General features: G+C 39.4%; 19 protein-coding genes. 5 read left to right on the top strand and 14 right to left on the bottom strand.

From position 1 onward, the window contains the following. Window positions 1-78: 78 nt before the first annotated feature. Window positions 79-498 (bottom strand): hypothetical protein, encoded by a 420-nt coding sequence (locus H5183_RS12410; protein WP_182731817.1) that lies wholly within the window; start codon window positions 496-498, stop codon window positions 79-81. Between the two features lie 404 nt (window positions 499-902). Between H5183_RS12410 and H5183_RS12405 the strand changes: the two genes are divergently transcribed. The 3 genes from H5183_RS12405 (at window position 903) to H5183_RS12395 (ending at window position 5,530) form a co-directional block, all read left to right on the top strand. Next, the gene (locus H5183_RS12405) at window positions 903-2,483 is read left to right on the top strand and encodes an ATP-binding cassette domain-containing protein (protein ID WP_182731816.1); all 1,581 of its coding nucleotides are present in this window, start codon (window positions 903-905) and stop codon (window positions 2,481-2,483) included. Window positions 2,484-2,552: 69 nt separating this feature from the next. Next, window positions 2,553-3,410, top strand: a complete 858-nt coding sequence (gene rhlP / locus H5183_RS12400; protein ID WP_182731815.1) for a rhombotarget lipoprotein — start codon at window positions 2,553-2,555, stop codon at window positions 3,408-3,410. A 65-nt stretch (window positions 3,411-3,475) separates the two neighbouring features. Then, complete coding sequence (locus tag H5183_RS12395) at window positions 3,476-5,530, top strand: TonB-dependent receptor (protein ID WP_182731814.1); 2,055 nt, start codon at window positions 3,476-3,478, stop codon at window positions 5,528-5,530. 25 nt (window positions 5,531-5,555) lie between these two features. On the opposite strand, the gene H5183_RS12390 is transcribed toward H5183_RS12395, so the two are convergent. The 5 genes from H5183_RS12390 to H5183_RS12370 all read right to left on the bottom strand — a co-directional run bounded on the left by H5183_RS12390 (window position 5,556) and on the right by H5183_RS12370 (window position 10,250). Beyond that, on the bottom strand, window positions 5,556-6,773 hold the full coding sequence (locus H5183_RS12390; RefSeq protein WP_182731813.1) for a type II toxin-antitoxin system HipA family toxin: 1,218 nt from the start codon (window positions 6,771-6,773) through the stop codon (window positions 5,556-5,558). Between the two features lie 2 nt (window positions 6,774-6,775). Beyond that, the gene (locus H5183_RS12385; RefSeq protein WP_182731812.1) at window positions 6,776-7,039 is read right to left on the bottom strand and encodes a helix-turn-helix domain-containing protein; all 264 of its coding nucleotides are present in this window, start codon (window positions 7,037-7,039) and stop codon (window positions 6,776-6,778) included. Between the two features lie 87 nt (window positions 7,040-7,126). Then, complete coding sequence (locus tag H5183_RS12380; protein WP_145241221.1) at window positions 7,127-7,756, bottom strand: hypothetical protein; 630 nt, start codon at window positions 7,754-7,756, stop codon at window positions 7,127-7,129. Next, window positions 7,746-8,327: a sigma-70 family RNA polymerase sigma factor gene (locus tag H5183_RS12375; RefSeq protein ID WP_145241223.1), complete on the bottom strand. Its 582-nt coding sequence runs from the start codon at window positions 8,325-8,327 to the stop codon at window positions 7,746-7,748. Before H5183_RS12375 ends, H5183_RS12380 begins: the two co-directional genes overlap by 11 nt. A 180-nt stretch (window positions 8,328-8,507) precedes the next feature. Then, the gene (locus H5183_RS12370; RefSeq protein WP_182731811.1) at window positions 8,508-10,250 is read right to left on the bottom strand and encodes a VWA domain-containing protein; all 1,743 of its coding nucleotides are present in this window, start codon (window positions 10,248-10,250) and stop codon (window positions 8,508-8,510) included. Between the two features lie 212 nt (window positions 10,251-10,462). Here H5183_RS12370 and H5183_RS12365 point away from each other — a divergent pair, with 212 nt between their 5' ends. Beyond that, on the top strand, window positions 10,463-11,659 hold the full coding sequence (locus H5183_RS12365) for an MFS transporter (RefSeq protein WP_259397247.1): 1,197 nt from the start codon (window positions 10,463-10,465) through the stop codon (window positions 11,657-11,659). Between the two features lie 5 nt (window positions 11,660-11,664). Here the strand turns inward: H5183_RS12365 and H5183_RS12360 are convergent, their stop codons facing one another. Continuing rightward, window positions 11,665-12,558, bottom strand: a complete 894-nt coding sequence (locus H5183_RS12360; protein WP_149981235.1) for an AraC family transcriptional regulator — start codon at window positions 12,556-12,558, stop codon at window positions 11,665-11,667. Window positions 12,559-12,868: 310 nt separating this feature from the next. Between H5183_RS12360 and H5183_RS12355 the strand changes: the two genes are divergently transcribed. Continuing rightward, window positions 12,869-13,387, top strand: coding sequence for a carboxymuconolactone decarboxylase family protein (locus H5183_RS12355; RefSeq protein ID WP_182731809.1), 519 nt, complete (start codon window positions 12,869-12,871; stop codon window positions 13,385-13,387). Window positions 13,388-13,415: 28 nt separating this feature from the next. On the opposite strand, the gene H5183_RS12350 is transcribed toward H5183_RS12355, so the two are convergent. The 7 genes from H5183_RS12350 to H5183_RS12320 all read right to left on the bottom strand — a co-directional run bounded on the left by H5183_RS12350 (window position 13,416) and on the right by H5183_RS12320 (window position 17,600). Further along, window positions 13,416-13,823, bottom strand: a complete 408-nt coding sequence (locus tag H5183_RS12350) for a GFA family protein (protein WP_182718283.1) — start codon at window positions 13,821-13,823, stop codon at window positions 13,416-13,418. 87 nt (window positions 13,824-13,910) lie between these two features. After that, window positions 13,911-14,159 (bottom strand): TIGR03643 family protein, encoded by a 249-nt coding sequence (locus tag H5183_RS12345; RefSeq protein ID WP_182731808.1) that lies wholly within the window; start codon window positions 14,157-14,159, stop codon window positions 13,911-13,913. 50 nt (window positions 14,160-14,209) lie between these two features. Next, entirely contained in the window at window positions 14,210-14,587 is a 378-nt protein-coding gene (locus H5183_RS12340) for a VOC family protein (protein WP_182731807.1), read from the bottom strand. An 83-nt stretch (window positions 14,588-14,670) separates the two neighbouring features. Next, window positions 14,671-15,666 carry a fatty acid desaturase gene (locus H5183_RS12335; protein ID WP_182731806.1) on the bottom strand — a complete coding sequence of 332 codons (996 nt, stop codon included), beginning with the start codon at window positions 15,664-15,666 and terminating at the stop codon, window positions 14,671-14,673. Between the two features lie 566 nt (window positions 15,667-16,232). Then, window positions 16,233-16,748 carry a hypothetical protein gene (locus tag H5183_RS12330; protein ID WP_182731805.1) on the bottom strand — a complete coding sequence of 172 codons (516 nt, stop codon included), beginning with the start codon at window positions 16,746-16,748 and terminating at the stop codon, window positions 16,233-16,235. 307 nt (window positions 16,749-17,055) lie between these two features. Then, window positions 17,056-17,355 carry a type II toxin-antitoxin system RelE/ParE family toxin gene (locus H5183_RS12325; RefSeq protein ID WP_182731804.1) on the bottom strand — a complete coding sequence of 100 codons (300 nt, stop codon included), beginning with the start codon at window positions 17,353-17,355 and terminating at the stop codon, window positions 17,056-17,058. Next, window positions 17,343-17,600 carry a type II toxin-antitoxin system Phd/YefM family antitoxin gene (locus H5183_RS12320; protein ID WP_149981240.1) on the bottom strand — a complete coding sequence of 86 codons (258 nt, stop codon included), beginning with the start codon at window positions 17,598-17,600 and terminating at the stop codon, window positions 17,343-17,345. Before H5183_RS12320 ends, H5183_RS12325 begins: the two co-directional genes overlap by 13 nt. Between the last annotated feature and the right edge of the window lie 818 nt (window positions 17,601-18,418).

Raw genomic sequence — 18,418 nt, 5'->3', positions numbered from 1 at the left:
TAAAGAATAGCAATAATTCATGAACTCGTTATGAAGTAAATTAAATAACCCTACATCAAGTTGTGACTTGGTAAAAATTTAGTGACGAGTAACAATAGAGAGAATCTCTCGAGTGTCATGCACTAAATGAATTAGCTGATCATCAACTTCCAGTAAAATTATCCCCTTTCGGTCATGACTCTCAACAACTCGACCACGGCGGTAAATATCTCTATCAAGGCGATCGCCACGATGATATTTTTTATACCAACCCGGCGGTAAGCCATGCCCGTAGCCTACTTTCTTGTATAAACCCGGCGGCAACTTTTTATAATCTGCTGACTTATGGTGTTTTTTATAATATTTTTTATGGTACTTTTTACTGTGCTTTTTATGCTCATGATGATGCTCATGGCGATGTTCATAACGATCATGTTCGCGCTCGTGCTTAGCATTTGCTGCAAACGGTAATAGGCTCAAACCAAGTACAGCCAAAGACAGGGGGATTAATTTATTCATAGCTACTTCCTAGCATAATCTGTGTGAATAACTAAAGCCTAACAAGTCAGCCTGAATGAAAGATGAAATGAATTGTAAACTTTGTAAAGATAGTGAGTGCTTACAGTTTTGTGTTTTAACAAACAATTAGTTAGCTATATTAAAGAAAATAAATAAAATGCTGTAAAACAATAAATAATAAAAACTGGCTGACAGCTCACAACATATTCGTATATTATTAACTCACTGACCTTACTGGAGTTTGCGCATTAATGAATAACTAACACCTGTTGAAATTCGTTTTATTTTTTGAATTTACAGGGTTAGTGGGCGCAAAATTCGTCATATATCTTGCTATCGACTTAACGATACCTAGTTAATTTTAATTGCTTTGCGCGCCATGCCCTGAACACTCCAGAGGCATTATGCATACATTACACATCCACAATTTAAGCTATCAACACCCTGATGGCCAAACTCAATTTAAACAACTTAGTTTTTCAATAAATGAAAAGCTCACCGCGATCATTGGTGCTAATGGCAGCGGTAAATCAATATTGTTGAGTATATTGGCAAACCAACAACAACCTAGTACGGGACATGTTGAATTTAGTGGTACTCGCGTGCTTATTTCACAACAACAATTAAGTGAGCAGCACCTTCAAACATCGTCATCCACAATTGCACAACTATTAGGAGTTGATAAAAAGTTAGCCGCCCTTAATCGTATTGAACAAGGAAGCTGCCATGAGGCTGACTTTAACCTAATCAATGATGATTGGTTATGCGAGCAATATTACAAACAACAACTTTTAGCCCTTGCTATTGATACCTCATTAAACCAGCCAATTAAGCATTTAAGCGGCGGTCAACAGCGGCGTTTAATGCTATTTTGCGCGTTGCAAACAAAGCCTGATTTACTGATTTTAGATGAGCCAAGTAACCATTTAGACCAATCAGCAAAGCAATGGCTAATTGACCAATTACATGCGTTTAAAGGGCAAGTAATTGTAGTAAGTCATGACCGCCAATTACTTAATCAATGCGATGCTATTATTGAGCTCAGCAGCCAAAGTATTCATTATGAAACGGGGAATTATGAGCATTTTAATGAGCAAAAAACACGACAACAAACTGCGCTTACAAAGCAAATTAATAACCTTGACAAGGAGCGACAAAAACACCTTCAGCAAACCCAGCTTAATCGTGAAAAAGCCCAACAAAGAGCAGCACAAGGTAATAAAAAACGTAACACCACCAGCCAACCAAAAGTGATGTTAGACTTTAAGAAAAACAGTGCCCAAGCAAGTAAAGGCGCTTCTGAGCGGCTAGCCTCAGCCAAACACGAAGCCCTAACCGAAAAACGCCAAACACTTCAACAGCAGTTACCAAATAGTAAAGCTAAAACAGTAAAGTTTACGCAACCGACTAGCAATAAACGCCTACTATTTATTGAAAAACTTACTTTGCCATTTTCAAGCGCTAATAAAGCAATCACCCTGCAAATTTTTAGTGGTGATAAGTTACACCTAAAAGGAGCCAATGGCAGCGGTAAGTCAACATTACTCCGGATGATTAATGACTCGGCAAATTCACCAGTATCAACAGCGCTTCAATTAAATAGTAAAGTGCTTTATATCGATCAACACAGCTCTTTTTTAGGAGCAACAGACACTTTATGCAATGCATTAGAAAAACACTGTCAGCTAAAACAACAAACAGTACGCCATTTGCTTGCGAATATTGGCTTTAAGGGAGAGAATATTTATCGGCCAATTAGTCAATTAAGCGGCGGCGAGAAAATGCAATTAGCCATGCTTATAGCGGCGCAAAATGCGCAGCACTATTTATTGTTACTCGATGAACCCGATAACCACTTAGACTTGGCTAACAAGCAACATCTTGCGCAAAATCTGGCTGATTTTACTGGCAGCTTTATATTGGTGAGCCACGATGAGGAGTTTATTAAGCAATCTAATGTACTAACTAACATTATCTTAAAATAGCACAGTGAGAACTTTTTCATCGTTCAAGGTTCAAACTCATCGGATCACTTAATTATAAAAAGGAATAATATGAAAACTCTAAAATTGGTTTTGGTGATTGTAATTACTTCGTTAGCTGGCTGCAGCACTATGCTCAGCCAAAATGCGAATCAAAAAACGCGCTCAAGTAGCTTGGTGGATTTTCTATACCCTGATGAACAAAGTCGCCAAGCCCATCAACCAAGCGTGCCAACACTCAACTTACCTGCCACTGTAGGTATTGCATTTATTCCTAACCAATATGACTCTGGCATTCGCAGTAACGACGAAATCGCCTTGCTTGAGAAAGTAAAAAAACAGTTTATGCAATATGACTACATTGACCGTATTGAAGTTATTCCTAGTAGTTATTTAAAAGGAGGTCAAGGATTTACCACTCTTGAGCAAGTATCTAGATTATATGACGTTGATATTATTGCGCTGGTATCATATGACCAAGTATCACAAACTCTCGAAAATAATGCTGCATTCTTATATTTAACAATTGTGGGGTTATACGTTATTCCTGGCAACGAAAACACCGTACAAACTTTTGTTGATACAGCTGTTTTCGATGTGAAAAGTAGAAAAATGCTGTTTCGAGCTCCGGGAATTAACAAAGTAGAGCAACGCAGTACAGCCGTCGGTATTGATGAAACCTTAAACGAGCAGTCGCAAGGCAGCTTTAGCTTAGCTGTTGATGACATGATCACAAACTTAGATGCTGAACTTGGTTCATTTAAAACCCGTGTCAAAGAAGACAAAATAGCCAATGTTAATCATAAAGACGGCAGCAGTGGTGGCAGTTTATATTTCTTATTAATGTTACTAACTGCTATGTTAATTTTAAAACAACACGAGCAAATAACTAAACAGCTCTACATTAAACTAACAAGCGTTTATCGCTAAAGCTTTAGAATTCCTAAAAAAGGTTATATCCTGCCCTTTTGAAATATCTTAGATAAAGGGCTTTCATGCTTTCTCGATTATTATCTCTGGCGCTGATCACACCTACAGCCTTTAATTCTTTCGCCGCGCAAAACGACATTGAACGCATTACCACTACAGCATCTCGTGCTGAGGTACGCGCCGATCCTCTTCCTTTAGTAATAAGCAGCATCACTAAAGCACAGTTAGATTTAATCGCACCGACCCATATCGAGCAAGTGTTAAAGCAAGTTGCAGGTGCCAATGTGCAACATGGTAACGGTCAAGAATATTTGCCCGCACTGCGCTCTCCGGTGCTTTCTGGCGCTGGCGCCTGTGGCGGTATTTTAACAGCCGAAGATGGCATCCCCCTGCGTGCGGCAGGCTTTTGCAATATTAACGAATTGTTTGAAGCGCACACCGAAATGGCGCAGCGTATTGAAGTTTTAAAAGGCCCAGGCTCTGCCCTTTACGGCTCAAATGCTGTGCATGGCGTAATTAATGTGATCACCCCAGATACCACTTATGATGAACATTTGCTCGGCGTTGATTTAGGCTCTTACGGTTACAACCGATTCAAACTGCGCAGCGGAAAAGATTTAGGCAATCAAGGATTTGGTATCAATGCCAGTATCACTCGCGATACCGGATACCGTGATGATGAAAGCGTAGACCAAGAAAAGCTCAATCTGCGCCATCGCTATACAAGTGATGATCTATCCGTCACAACAGGATTGAGCTATACCCACTTAGATCAAAAAACTGCCGGATTTATTGAAGGCTTTGAAAGCTATAAAAACGATGAAATAGCCCAGCAAAACTTTGATCCTGATGCATTTAGAAAAGCCCGCTCATTTCGGCTTTGGTCAAAAACACAATGGCAAACAGCAAAAGATACGCTAACCATTACCCCGTATGTGCGCAATCAAAGTATGACCTTCTTTAAGCATTTTTTACCGGGCACACCGCTTGAAGAAAACAGCCAAAATGGCGTTGGCGTGCAATCACTTTGGCAGCATGCGTATTCAAACGAATTAACTGCTAATTTAGGGCTAGACAGCGAATACACCCGTGCAGATTTTTTGCAATATCAAGACGAGCCAACTCAAGGTTCAGCATTTTTAGTAGCAACTGTGCCACAAGGTAAGCATTACGATTACGATGTAACCAGCACCCTACTCGCCCCTTTTATTAGCCTTGATTGGCAATGGCAGCAACTCGCTATCAGTTTAGGCGCACGCTTTGAGCAGCTTGATTACGACTACACCAATAATATGCTGGCTGGTCGCACTGACGAGAATGGCAGCGAATGTGGATTTGGCGGTTGTCGTTACTCGCGCCCGCCAAGTAGTAAGAATACCTTTACCAATACATCGCCTAAACTTGGCTTGAGTTATCAATTAAGTGCTGATAATTATTTATATGCAAACCTATCTCGCGGTTACCGTGCGCCGCAAGCGGCTGAACTTTATCAGCTACAGCGCGAACAACAAGTGGCTGATCTCGAATCTGAAACAGCAGACAATCTAGAAGTGGGCCTCAAAGGGCAATATCAACAACTGCACTATGTAGTCTCTGCGTATACGATGAATAAACAAAACGTGATTTTTCGCGACAGCAATTTTTTCACCATTAATGATGGCCAAACTCAGCACCGTGGTATTGAACTGGAGCTGGATTATCAACTTACTCAGTCGATTCAACTTGCCCTAGCAGCAAGCCATGCAATACACACATACGACTATGACCAAGTTTTATCTGAAGTAAACATTAACGGTAACGACATAGACACAGCACCGCGTAATATCGCCAACCTACAAGCTAACTGGCAAGTCACCAATAACACCTTAATTGCTATTGAGTGGTATCATGTCAGTGACTATTTTACCGATCCTGAAAACCAACACAGTTACGCAGGCCATGACTTACTAAATTTACGCGCAGCATGGAAACTGACTGAACAATTGAAACTAACCGCGCGCATTAACAATCTATTTGATACCGCCTATGCAGAGCGTGCCGATTACACCAGCTTTACTGGCGACCGTTATTTTCCTGGGCGACCACGTAATATAATGTTCTCAGCAAGTTACGCTTGGTAAATATTGAATTAAGTGATTTCTGCTATTACTCAAACTTTTTCTTTTTATCATGGCGATATGATTTTGAGTTGTAAGTTGCAGTCATCACTTTATCAATTCCAGCTAAAATCGACTCTTTTAAACCACTTAAGAGCAAGACTTCTTGTGACCTTGAAACATACTCTATAACCCCTTGAGCTAACGATTCAACAATCTCTTGCGCATTCCTAATTACGATATGACCTTGATTAGCCAGCTTAATTAAGTGATCACAGTCTGGAAACTCTTTGCTCTTACAAATATTAAGTGCCATTTTATTATTGATGGTTGGATAAATTAATGTATGAGTAATATCAAAAGGTGGAGAAACAAAAATATTGCTCATATCTGGCGTGTACTGCAGCGCAAAATTTTTAAGATGGGCGTCACCGTTACCAATTAAACAACTGAAAACGATGTACTTATACATTTTTTCAACTTCGAGCATATTATTCGTGTACAAATAGGTTGCTTTCAGTAGGGTTTCGTAACTTCCCCGATATTTTTCATCGGGATCTGAAGAGCGCTTCATCAAAGTTGTAAAGTCTTCATAACCTAGCAACTGAGTGCCACTTTCACCACGATCAAAGCGTTCAATCACAAATGTTTCAAGGTTATCAGATAAATACGTATTTGGCGGTGCTAGACCGCAATATTTAGCTGCTTGCATGCACACATATTCATTAACAGTAAGCAGCTCAAACTCTTCATCAAATGATTTTACGATCAGATCTTTTTGATGAACTGTTCGCTCAACACTTGGAATACTTACTTTGGGTTGCATTCCTGACAAGGTATTCCTGAGATAGTATTTTTCTAATAACTGCGGAAATAAAGGCTGTGCATGCGAATACGTAAGAATATCGTTAAGTGACACGCTATCAACTTGCGGTAATTTAAAGTCACCTTGGTAAGATAACATGCCAATACCATCACTTCCTTGCAAAGCTAATAAGTACATGTCGTTAACTTTGGCGTAACGAGCAAGCCTTTGTGCAATGTATCTACGGTTATGCCCTTCAGGCAAATTTTGCGCAAAAATAGGATGCAATGCACCAGATCGATAACTATCATCCATGCCTTTTTCAGTCATAGTTAATGATAGATTAAACTCATTTTGCGTTTGCTTATAATCGTGTATTGCATCATGAGTTAGCACACCCAGCTCTTTGTCATCTATACACACTGTCAACTTTTGTACTTTTTCAGGTAGGTTAAAAGCCATCACTAGCTATCCTCACTAAAAAGCTCGTTTAATTCATCCCAACGAGGTAACCGTGATTTAGACAAAGTTCTTGGTACTACAGCTAGCTCATAATCTAAATAATGAGTATAACGCTCAAGGATATCCAATGATCCTGTAAATTTACCGTTTTCAATTTCAGATAGTGTGCTTTTATTAATGTTCGTCAATTTTTGCACTTCTCGTTGTGTTAGTTGTTTTTCTTTTCGCGCCTGAGCAAGCGCTTTTCCTATTTCTATTCTATTCATCGCAGCCACCAAAAACTCGCCATATAGCGAACATGGTAGTATAAAACAAAAAATATAGCTATATAGCGAACATAACTAGATTACCTTTTACTGTAATAGCTGTTTATACTGCTCAGTTAAGTGCACCTTGAGTTCTGGGTGCGCTACTAATAACTCAGCAAGCTGAGCTTTAGCGGCGGTTGTTTCACCATCAGCAATAAGTGTATCTATACGTTTAAATTTATTTGCTACCTCTGCGGTGATAATTTCAAGCTCTAATAATACTTCGCTTTTAGCGGTCATGCTTTGCGACTCAAATTGCCGTCCTGCCATGTAAGATTGTGTACTGCGTTGAAGCCTTTGAGTTTGCTTTAATTGCTCTAGCTGCTTTTGTTCTAGCACTTCGCTTTGCATCATTTCAGACGAGGCTGCAGGTGCTAAAGCAGTCTGTTCATCGGCTAAAATTTGTAGATCATTCATTGCCTCTGACGGCTTAAGATACTGAGTAGTATTTTGCATATATAAAACCGCGACTAACACCAGTGATGCCGCAGTAGATAATTGCCCATACCAAGTTTGGTAAAAGCGTTTGCGCTTATTAATATTGGTTACTTTGTTAGCATTAGCGGCTTCAGCTGCATGTTGTAATATTTGCTCATCAAGTTGTAAGCTTGGTTGCTCCGTTGCACCTCGTTTATAAAGTGAAGCAATATCATGATCGGTTAACTTATCGCTCATTGTTAGTCTCCATTTTATACTTGATACATTGCTTTAGCTTGGCTAGCGCGTAACGGATGCGGCTTTTGATATTTTCAGTTGTTTCTACCGCTAGTTCGGCAATTTCTTTGAGGGTAAAATCAGCTTCGTGTTTAAGTAAAAACGCCTCTTTTTGCTCACGTGGCAATTGTGCTAGGCACACTTTTAACTGCGCTGCTTGCTGAGCCTGCTCGAGCTTTTCAGCATCTGGTCGACTGTTATGATCAGCAAATTCGGCAATTTCAATGTCTTGATTATCACCGTCTAGCCATTTGTTTTGCGTACCAGTGCGGCGGTAATGATCAATCAATTCATTGTGCGCAATACGATACAACCAAGTGGTAAACTTAGCGCTCACTTGATACTGTGAGCGCGCTTTTATCAGCTTATTCCAGACTTCTTGATAAAGCTCTTCAGCCACTTGCGGGTTTGCGCACTGGCGTAAAAAATAACGATATAAGCTATTTTTATGGCGTAGGTACAGCTGGGTAAAAGCCTGTACATCACCTTGTCCATAACTCAACATTAATTGCTCATCAGCTAGTTCTGTCATAACATCCTTTACTTAAATCATACCAATCGTGTTAAGTTATTAGTCATTTATAGCGACATATAAATAGAGTGATAACAAGGCATAAACTTTGACATATAGTTGTTCTATTTGAGAAATTTATAACACAGTTAGCGCTTTATTTAGCGCGCTAGAATGACTAAATATTTAAGTTGATTGGTATCACAGTGCCGCAGCATTATTAACGAGTTGCACAAACTCACTACGATAGCCAAATGTGTCTATGCCTTTGTTAGCGGTTGCCAATTTAGCGCAATCTTCATACTGCCAGTCTCCGATATATTTTGCACCTTTTAATAACTGCGCAAAACCAGCCACTGCGGCGGCAAATTTAAAGTCTTGGCTGGCTTGCGATAAAGGCAGCTCACCTTTAGGTGTTGCAACAGCTTGAGTGATCAACTTACTTTGCTCAGCGTCAGGCTGTTTATAACGCACTTTTACAAAGGCGAGTTCATTGCTGGTAGCCAGTTTTTTGTCTTCTTTAGATTGGTAACGCAGCTCATCAATTTGTTTATGATCTGAGTTGGCTAAGGTTATTTCATACAGCGCAGTCACGCTATGCCCTACCCCTAACTCTGCGGCATCGACCTTATCGTTATTAAAATCTTCATTAGCGAGTACGCGATTTTGATAACCAATTAAACGATATTCAGCCACCTGCTGTGGATTGAATTCCACTTGAACTTTTACGTCTTTGGCAATAATTTGCATGGTACTGCTGAGTTCATCGACCAGTACTTTGCGTGCTTCGTTTATGTTATCTATGTAAGCATGCTGGCCGTTACCTATATTCGCCAGTTGCTCCATTAGGCCATCATTATAATTACCTTGGCCAAATCCCAAAGTAGTTAAGGCAATCCCCGTCTTGCGCTTAGATGCCACCAGCTCTGTGAGTTTATCGATTGATTGGGTGCCCACATTAAAGTCGCCATCAGTGGCTAGAATCACCCGATTAATACCTCCTTTTTTAAAATTTTCGGCCGCAATTTGATAAGCCAGTTCAATACCTTGCTCGCCATTAGTTGAGCCGCCTGCTGCCAGTTTATCTAACGCGGCGCTGATAGTTTGTTGATCATTGCCTTTCGTTGCTGGCAAAACCACGCCTGCGGCACCGGCATACACGACAATGGCAACTGAATCATTTTCATCTAATTGTTTAGTTAACATGGTTAAACTGGTTTTTAATAAGGGTAACTTATTTGGTGCATTCATAGAGCCAGATACATCCAGTAAAAACACTAAATTCGCTGCCTTTAAATCGGCTTTTTCAATCTCAAAACCTTTAATGCCAATTTTTAACAGTTGCCGATGCTCATTCCAAGGAGCTGTTGCCATCTCGGTATGAACATTAAAAGGTGTAGCTATGCTATTGGGTGCACTGTAATCGTAGTCAAAATAATTAATAAAAGCTTCTTCACGCACTGCGTCATTAGGTGGTAATTTCCCCATATTGAGCATACGCCGAGTATTGCTGTAACTGCCCGTATCAACATCAATTGAAAAGGTTGAAACCGGTTCAGTACCAACTTGTTTTACTGGGTTTTGCTGGGATTTCAAATAGTTTTCACGTTCTTGTTCAGTAGTAAATACCACATCATCAATAGGCATTGGTTGTGGCATTTGCGGCATTAACATAACACTTGCATGCGTTAAACCTTGAGGGCTTGCTGCGTAGCTTACCGGGTGCAATCGTTGTCGTTTTTGCAGCTGAACTTGCTGCTCAAGCCCCTGTTGACTATCTACTTCAGTTTGCGTTACTTCGATCGCATCTGTTTGTTGCTCTTGCTCTTTAACAGAGCTACGTGATGTGTGATCACAGCCAGCTAAACCAGCCAAAACCGCGATACTTAATAGCGTCAAACGCAAATTGTTTTTACCATAGTGGTAACATGTAGTGTGGTTCATAAACTCACCTTGTTATTAATTAGGATTACTAAACCTATTAACGGATGACTTTAAAAAGTAGGGTTAATTATTTTTAAAATACCCTGCTGAACAAGGAATTGTTAAGAATAAGTTATTCAAATTTAAAGAGTAATCAGCTGGCAATTTAATATCAACGTCAGTTGCGTTGGGGTATAATTACGCTACCTGCCATCTACTTGGTGACTTTAGTTTTGTATTCAACTCCAATTAAACGGACTTTATTTTCCACTGCGATTTTAATTTTAGGCATTATTTTTATTGCCGCTAACTTACGCGCCCCCGTTACAGGGCTTGCTCCTGTGCTTGAGCAAATAATTTTGACCTTTAACTTAAGCCCTTCGCAAGCCGGTATGCTCACAACACTGCCGTTAATTGCCTTTGCTTTAGCCAGCCCGATGGCGGCAAGTCTTGCTAAAAAACAAGGGCTAGAAATATCATTGTTTATTGCGCTTATTCTGATTGGTTTGGGCCTGGCTTCACGACTGATTGACTCTATGCCAATGCTTTACTTAGGCACAGCAGTCATTGGCATCGGTATCGCAATTGGTAACGTACTGTTACCGAGTTTAATTAAACGCGACTTCCCACATAAAGTTGCAGTGATGACCTCTACTTACGTACTAGCAATGGGAATTTTTGGTGGTAGTTATGCCGCGCTTATTATTCCGCTGGCTGAATATAAAAGTATCGGCTGGCAATTAGCCCTTGCTTGTTATGGCTTACTTACCCTAGTTAGTATTGTTATTTGGCTACCACAGTTAAAACTTCATACTAAGCCAACAAAAGATCTACTGGCGAGTGTCAACACCAACAAAGTATGGCACGAGGCGCTTGCGTGGCAAATTACCTTATTGCTGGGGTTAAATTCATTTTTTACCTATATTATGATTAGTTGGTTGCCGAGCATTTTGATTGAAGCAGGTCATACAGCACAACACGCGGGAGCTTTGCAAGGCGCATTTCAGGTAGCCTCAGCAACCCCTGGCATCATCTTAATACCGCTACTTGCCAAGCTTAAAGATCAACGCATATTAACTAGCTTATTAGCGCTGGTAGCCGCATTTTGCTCATTAGGATTACTGTTTATCCCTGAGTTTGCAGCAATGTGGGCTATTACCTTAGGATTTTGTTCAGGAGCATGTTTTATTCTAGGGTTATCGTTTATTAGCTTACGTACCCATGACACCCGTCAGGCTACATCACTTTCAGGCATGGCACAGTGTTTGGGTTATTTGCTTGCAGCCTCTGGGCCTATTATCGCAGGCTCATTACATAGCTACTTTGGCAATTGGACAACCACCTTATGGTTATGTGCTTTTGCGAGTGCATTGTGCGCCGTATTTGGTTATTTAGGTGGACGTAATATCACCATGAGAAATGACAACTAAAGCACTTAAATAAATGCATTGCTTAAACGCAATGCATTTATATCTTTAAGAGGAGGACGACCAAAAAATCGGGTGTACTCTCGGCTAAATTGTGAGGCGCTTTCATAGCCCACTTGCAAAGCAGCCGTATTCGCATCAAGGCGCTGATTCAGCATTAATTGCCTCGCCTCTTGTAAACGTAAATTCTTGATATATTGCAAAGGGCTGAGTTTAGTCACTTCTCGAAAGTGCTGGCGAAACGTTGATTCACTCATATGCGCCTCAACAGCTAAGTCAACTATCGAAAAATCATCTTTATAATTTTGTTTTAACCAATATAAAATTTTAGCTATTTTTTGACTAGCGGATCCTGCGGTTACTATTTGCCTTAATTGATAACTATGTGGGCTTTGTAATAACCGAAAAACAATCTCCTCTTGGATTAAAGGGGCGAGTTGCAAAAGCAGCTTAGGCTCGTTTAATAATTTAATCAGCCTATTTATAGCATCTAAAAGCCCCTCATCAGCATCGACTACCGACATAGCACATTGACGAGCTACATGATCTTGAGATGAAAAATCCATATTAGCAACTGCTTGACCTAAAACTTTACTGTCGATACATAAGTGCAACCCTAAAAAAGGTCGTTGTATAGACGCTGAAGTAATATGGCTTACAACTGGCACATCAACAGAGGCAACTAATGTTTGTCCTTCTGCATAATCATAAATATCTTCGCCCAAGGTAACACGCTTGCCACCTTGCACAGTAATGCCTAAACCAAGCCCATAAACACATGGCATAGGCTCAGACACATTGCTGCGACGTACTAATTTAAGCGCATCTATCTGAGTGTTAAAAATACCATCGTGTGTAGCAATTGCTAACACGGATTCGGTTAAGGTCTGTTTACTAGTCATCGCGTTTTAATTTGATCTCATCATACTTTAATCAAAGCTTAGCACTAAGCACACTCATAAATATTAAAAACAATCACGATCTGTTGTTTTAGGCAAAAAACACATTGGTTTTAACAAACACATTTAGCCATTATCAGTAATAATAAATATTCGCTCAGGCATATCAATGCGCTGACAGGTTATCACTATAAAAACCCAAATAATTCACTTCTCTACGCACTATTTTAAACAGCAAATTAAGCAGCCTAAGGTAAAGCTTACCTACTGCGATATTTTTGCTTTTTAACAATTTAATTTTTAAAGAGACATTATGCTTAAAGTAAATAACCACACAAAATACCCGTTTGTTGCAGCTATTGCCGCACTTGCAGCAATGGGGGAGTTATATCGTCTAAAAAACTTGTTGAACGAAGCCTTAGATAAAGGACATACCATTGATGAGCTTAATAGTGCATTTTCTTATATGGTTACCTACATTGGTGCCCCTCGGGCGTTAAATAGCCTAAACGTGCTAAAACAAATATGTTTGCAAAGACAGCCAAATCGTACAGCATTGGTTGAAAAAGAAATTGAACACCTATCCACGACTAAAATAAACAGCGCCCAAAGCAGGCTTTCTCATCACTGTTACTTGGCAATAAAGCTGGGGGCATTGGCGGTGGACGATAATTTTCAAGCTCTGCTTCAAGCCCATTTAGTTACATGTCTTGATTCGCAATTTGAAGCAGCACACATAAATGCCGTGATCAATTCACTGGCTATTAAAGCAGATATAAACGTAGCAATGCGCGCTAATGTATCTTTTGCAAAATTGTTAGAGCGCGCATAGTAGTAATATACATTACGAAATTAGACGCTTAAGGCACAGTATCAAAGCCAGTTATAGTGTTTAGCTCTTTTAACCAAGATGGACTTGAACGACACCAAATTTGTGCTTTAGGTATAAGTTGCTCACGCTGCTCAATAGCCCCAATACGTAGGCCATAAATTTTATCGCCATCACCGACTGACGTTGCATACAAAGAGGTTCCGCAATTACCACAAAATCCCTGTGCACGCTTATTACCACTTTCGGCTGTTTTTATATATTCTTTCGGCGCAGCTGCAGTAAACGTAACCGCGTTAGGATGTGATATAACCACAGTTCGAAATGGGGAACTTGCGATAATTTGGCAATCAGTACAATGACAATTTATTACTTTATTTTCATCAACTTCTGCATGGTAAGTAACTTCCCCACAATGACAACGTCCGGTAATTTGCATTTAAGATCCCTACATAGAATTTTAACTAACTAAAGTGGTATCACTTTACGCCAACTTCCCTTGTATTTTCAACAAACGTTTAGGTCATTAACGGTTTTTATACTGGGTTTTACAGTGGCTGCGCATAATAGCGGGATTGCGTAACTTTAAATGTTTTGTTGTACGGCCAGCATGGCGCTTGCGCCAAACTTTAAACGAACCCGATGAGATATTGTCGCGCATAAAATTAACTAACTGGGAATGATTTAAACCATAAAGGTTTTCAATGGCTTCAAATGGCGTGCGATCTTCCCATGCCATCTCGATAATTCTAGACATTTGGCTACTATCAAACATAACAGACTCTTCTACAAAATATCTTTATACCCGACATAGCAAGAATACGATCAATCTGTAATTTCAACTCGCCATGGTGGATTCAGCCGATTACACCCCGCCCAATAAAGTTTAATTTTATTGCCTGATGGGTCTTTTAACACCGCTTCTCGCCATAAATAACGCTGCTCGGTGATCGCTGATTCAAACTCAAAGCCCTTAGCTTTTAGTGACGCGACCCACTTTTCTAGTTCTGCGCTTTCAAAATATATAACCGCGCCATTACTAAACACATCATCGGTTAATAATAAAGAAAATGTAGCTTTATTAGGGCACTCAAAGCGTGAATAATGATCCATTTTTACAATTTGTGTAAAGCCCATGGCCAGGTAAAATTGATTTGCTTTTTCGATGTCAGAGACAGGTAAAGTGATTTGATTAAGGTTCATAGTCGTTACCTAAATATTGAGTTAGATAACGACTTTAAAACCTTAACTTAACTTGAGGTCAATTAGTAATTTGTATCTTGATATTAAGAAGCTTGATAGCGATTTGCTTGTTTGATGCTAGCAAAATCGTTAAAGCGAACACCGTGTTTTTTCATTACCTCAAGTACTTTCTTGCTGATCATTTGGCGTAAATAAAACGGTTGATTCGGCACAAAATGGTGAATCGTATGGGTATGGCCAAAGTTAAAACAAAACAAGTTAAACGGTGCGAACAAGCGACTCGTTAAAACATGCGTTTGCTCCAGCATGTTATTAACGCCGCCATAGTAATGCATTGATGAAGTCACAAAATTTAATGAACTTGAACGCACAATATTAGGCACAATCAACACCACCATTAAAAACTCAAACACCGCCATAGTATCTAGCAACAACGCCGGCGAATTAGCCGCAAGTGGGGTAAATAAATCAACTAAATGGAACACAATTACGCTGTATAAAATAGCAAAGTACGCTGTGGTAACCGGAAACCCTGCGTTAAATACCTTAAAAAAGCTAAACCCTTTGATTTCTTTACTAAAACGTTTAGCGTTAATTAACAAGCCGAGTAAGCCATCAACAATTACCAACGCCCGTAACAATGGCTTTTTAATGCCATTACCCACTAAGCGCTCTTCTAAGTCTTGCTCAGTACCCGACACTTTATGATGATGTAAATGCATTTTACGGCGATACCATGGGCTAATAGTATTTGGGCGCATTAGCCACACTGTTAGCATCATAAAGTTATGTAGAAAAGGCTGGTTACTAAAGTACTGTTTATGGATCAGGTCGTGTTCAAGCTCGTGGGAAATTGACGCTGCAATGGCTGCTAAAATAATACATAGCCACGCAGGGATAATAGCGAAGTAATAAAGTGCACCAACCCCAATTAACGCACTGAGTGATAATAATAAAATAGCCATCCCGATAGTATTTTGATGGGCTAATAACGGGTGCTTTTGACGAAGCTTAGCTTCTTCAGCTTTAATCGCCTTAACAATGGCTTGAATATTTTCCTTAGCACTTAACGTGGTCATAATAAATAGCAACTGATAATCAAAGTTGCGCAAATGATACCCGAATAAATAAAAAGCTGCTAGAGCAACGAGCAACGAGCAACGAGCAACGAAAAAATAAAAGTGCCGTTAATTTAAGTCAAGCATGTTTTTTTAATATAACTACAATTGGTTAAGTTAGCCGTAGCTAAATCGACTTAAATTAAAATAGCAGTCTTTTGACCTGTAAGAATTATTATGGCGACAGAGTGCCATGAACGGACGTTGCCGATCCTAATTGCTTGTTATAAGCATTTTAATTCTGGGATCCTGTTATATAAAGCTTCTCTTACTCTACCTTCTAGTTCAAACGCTTCAGCTTCCCACGGTTGATATTTAGAGCATGAGTAATTTGAATCACTAGCTGACAAGTTGGGATAGCTTTTGCCTTTTCAGAGACTATAACCTTCGCATGGTTCCGTCGGCAGGTCTTTCTTTTTGACTTTTATAATAAAATGCAAGATGCAAGACCTGATGCTGTTTTTCTTCGATATGGCGCGCGGGTTTGCAGTCTCAGCCCAAATTGTTGGGCGAACATAATCGACTTGTTAGAGTTTTTTTGCCAACTTATTATGAATTGCACGGTATGACGTCTCTAGTCTTTTTAAATGCTTACTGACATTTTTCCATTCCCAAACTAAAAAAGACCCAAACTCTGGATAAGTATCCTGCCACTCTTTTGCTTCCTTTTTATCTCTTGCATGAAGCGAAAACAACACGAAGTAATCTCCTTCAATAAAAATATTGAAATTGATTGTGCCCCAGCCATCTGCTGTATATCTAGAGGTAGCACCATCACACTTATCTGGAACCAAATCATGTTTCTCAATGTAAACCTCCCCACCAGTGTCAGAGTAATGGAGAGTCAAGTTGATATCTTTACACCTAAAGTCATTCTCAGATAGTTTGAAATTAGCATATTCATTCAAATCCTTCCGATTAGAAAAAAATTGTATTTCTTTATCGAAATCTGAATAAGCTTCGTAAATAAGAACATCATCTTCAAAGATAAGATTAAGAACCTTTGGTAGTTCTGAAATTGGAATTCCGTTTACAAGAGACATACAGAAAACTCTAACGAGCCTGTAGAATAACTCGTTTTTAATTTATTTTTATTGATGCATTAACCATAGCCCAGTTGCTATTTTGATTCAATCGACAACTGGCTTTCACGTAAAAAATAAAAAGAGGGCTTGGTGTTGTTTTAATTGGCATTTTTGCAGGTGTTTGAGTGGCTTATTTTATGTGGTAAGTGCCTAGCCTTATCAGTACATCGTGATTACAGGAGGTGAACCGCCCACTGCACTTACTGTAAATAAAAAGCGCATATGGGTGATGTTGAAAGAGCTCAGGCTACCCGATTAGTGTAAGCTACATTTGCAACAAGAACTTACGTAAATCACGCTCTTGTCTCATTATGTGTAAAATAAAAACCTTATCATTGTCTATTTTGTAAAATATACGACAAGGATTAACTATCACTTCACGGTAATTCATATTTGATAGTTCAATCGGTGTTTTCCCTGATTCAGGGAAATCTTCAAGGTGTTCAACTTTAGCAAAGATTTTCGCCACCAACTTTTTAGCTGACAGCAAGTTACTCAATGCAATATATTCAGCGATATCGTTTAGATCTTCCAGAGCAGGATTTGTCCAGATTATTTCAGCCATTTATTCATTTTCTCTTTAGCTTCAATATTAGACGTAGTTTCTCCTCTACTTATTGCCTGCTCACCTTTAGCCAACGCCTCAAGGATTTGCATACGTTTCTGCATGAATTCGAAGTCATCAACATCAACAAGATACGCTGACGGTTGCCCATGTTCGGTGATTAATACGGGCTCTTTAGTTAAATGCAGTTCAGATAATATTTTCGTCGCTTGGCGTTTCAATGTTGTTACTAACTCTACTCTCATAATAACCTCCATAAAAATGTATCACTATAGTAGCACTGAGTAAGCAATTTAGGAAACACAGCTAACGAGCATGTAGATTAAAATTAGACGAAACTAGACTGACATATTCGATTGATGAAACCAGCCCTCTTGAGTAGTGCCATGATGAAGTTAACCGATGAATGTCTCGGCTCTGGCATACTGCTTTGCTCTACCTTCTAAATCCATTTGGTCGTAGTGCCCCAGCGACCCCAAAAGGATATGGGAAAAACCTGGCTGCGATAAAAGCGCCTCTATATGTGTTTGCCGTAAGCTACTTGCTTAACAGCCACATCGACAGACGAAGTAAACGAATTTGTTTATTGATTTAGAATTGACCGTCCATTTATAAAAACGGTCAAAAAGAATACTAGTGCCTATTGACAGAGTTAAGGCTCATATGTGTTAGGTGTTTTTATTACCTGAGTCGGGTGTGTCATTGCAAAGAGCGCATTCTACACCTTTACGGGATTGATAGATTCTTGAACCAATAAATACCAATGTTGTTATAAATGACCATGTAACTGCAAATATAATAGAGTCTTCGATAGTGTGCTGCTTAAGTAATTGAACAATAAAAAGTAAAATTAACACTCCGATAAAAACTTTAAGCGCCCTCATAATCCAGAATTTATAACCCATATGACCTCCAAGTATAATGAACACCTAATAAGGCTGTAGAATTACTCGTTTTTAATTTATTTTTATTGATGGTTTAACCATAGTCGAGTTCCTATTTTGATTCAATCGCTTACTTCGATTTTACGTAAAATATAAAAAGAGGATTTGCTGTTGCTTTA

Origin of the sequence: Pseudoalteromonas sp. SR44-8 (assembly GCF_014163635.1) — a bacterium.
GTDB classification, from domain to species: domain Bacteria; phylum Pseudomonadota; class Gammaproteobacteria; order Enterobacterales; family Alteromonadaceae; genus Pseudoalteromonas; species Pseudoalteromonas rhizosphaerae.
Note: the sequence above shows the minus strand (reverse complement) of the source record. Positions and strands in the feature narration are given on the sequence as shown.

What these genes read in the sequence shown, in the direction of transcription:
- H5183_RS12410 (WP_182731817.1), bottom strand. Translation starts at nt 498, where the DNA reads ATGAATAAATTAATCCCCCTGTCTTTGGCTGTACTTGGTTTGAGCCTA.
- H5183_RS12405 (WP_182731816.1), top strand. Translation starts at nt 903, where the DNA reads ATGCATACATTACACATCCACAATTTAAGCTATCAACACCCTGATGGC.
- rhlP (WP_182731815.1), top strand. Translation starts at nt 2,553, where the DNA reads ATGAAAACTCTAAAATTGGTTTTGGTGATTGTAATTACTTCGTTAGCT.
- H5183_RS12395 (WP_182731814.1), top strand. Translation starts at nt 3,476, where the DNA reads ATGCTTTCTCGATTATTATCTCTGGCGCTGATCACACCTACAGCCTTT.
- H5183_RS12390 (WP_182731813.1), bottom strand. Translation starts at nt 6,773, where the DNA reads ATGGCTTTTAACCTACCTGAAAAAGTACAAAAGTTGACAGTGTGTATA.
- H5183_RS12385 (WP_182731812.1), bottom strand. Translation starts at nt 7,039, where the DNA reads ATGAATAGAATAGAAATAGGAAAAGCGCTTGCTCAGGCGCGAAAAGAA.
- H5183_RS12380 (WP_145241221.1), bottom strand. Translation starts at nt 7,756, where the DNA reads ATGAGCGATAAGTTAACCGATCATGATATTGCTTCACTTTATAAACGA.
- H5183_RS12375 (WP_145241223.1), bottom strand. Translation starts at nt 8,327, where the DNA reads ATGACAGAACTAGCTGATGAGCAATTAATGTTGAGTTATGGACAAGGT.
- H5183_RS12370 (WP_182731811.1), bottom strand. Translation starts at nt 10,250, where the DNA reads ATGAACCACACTACATGTTACCACTATGGTAAAAACAATTTGCGTTTG.
- H5183_RS12360 (WP_149981235.1), bottom strand. Translation starts at nt 12,558, where the DNA reads ATGACTAGTAAACAGACCTTAACCGAATCCGTGTTAGCAATTGCTACA.
- H5183_RS12355 (WP_182731809.1), top strand. Translation starts at nt 12,869, where the DNA reads ATGCTTAAAGTAAATAACCACACAAAATACCCGTTTGTTGCAGCTATT.
- H5183_RS12350 (WP_182718283.1), bottom strand. Translation starts at nt 13,823, where the DNA reads ATGCAAATTACCGGACGTTGTCATTGTGGGGAAGTTACTTACCATGCA.
- H5183_RS12345 (WP_182731808.1), bottom strand. Translation starts at nt 14,159, where the DNA reads ATGTTTGATAGTAGCCAAATGTCTAGAATTATCGAGATGGCATGGGAA.
- H5183_RS12340 (WP_182731807.1), bottom strand. Translation starts at nt 14,587, where the DNA reads ATGAACCTTAATCAAATCACTTTACCTGTCTCTGACATCGAAAAAGCA.
- H5183_RS12335 (WP_182731806.1), bottom strand. Translation starts at nt 15,666, where the DNA reads ATGACCACGTTAAGTGCTAAGGAAAATATTCAAGCCATTGTTAAGGCG.
- H5183_RS12330 (WP_182731805.1), bottom strand. Translation starts at nt 16,748, where the DNA reads ATGTCTCTTGTAAACGGAATTCCAATTTCAGAACTACCAAAGGTTCTT.
- H5183_RS12325 (WP_182731804.1), bottom strand. Translation starts at nt 17,355, where the DNA reads ATGGCTGAAATAATCTGGACAAATCCTGCTCTGGAAGATCTAAACGAT.
- H5183_RS12320 (WP_149981240.1), bottom strand. Translation starts at nt 17,600, where the DNA reads ATGAGAGTAGAGTTAGTAACAACATTGAAACGCCAAGCGACGAAAATA.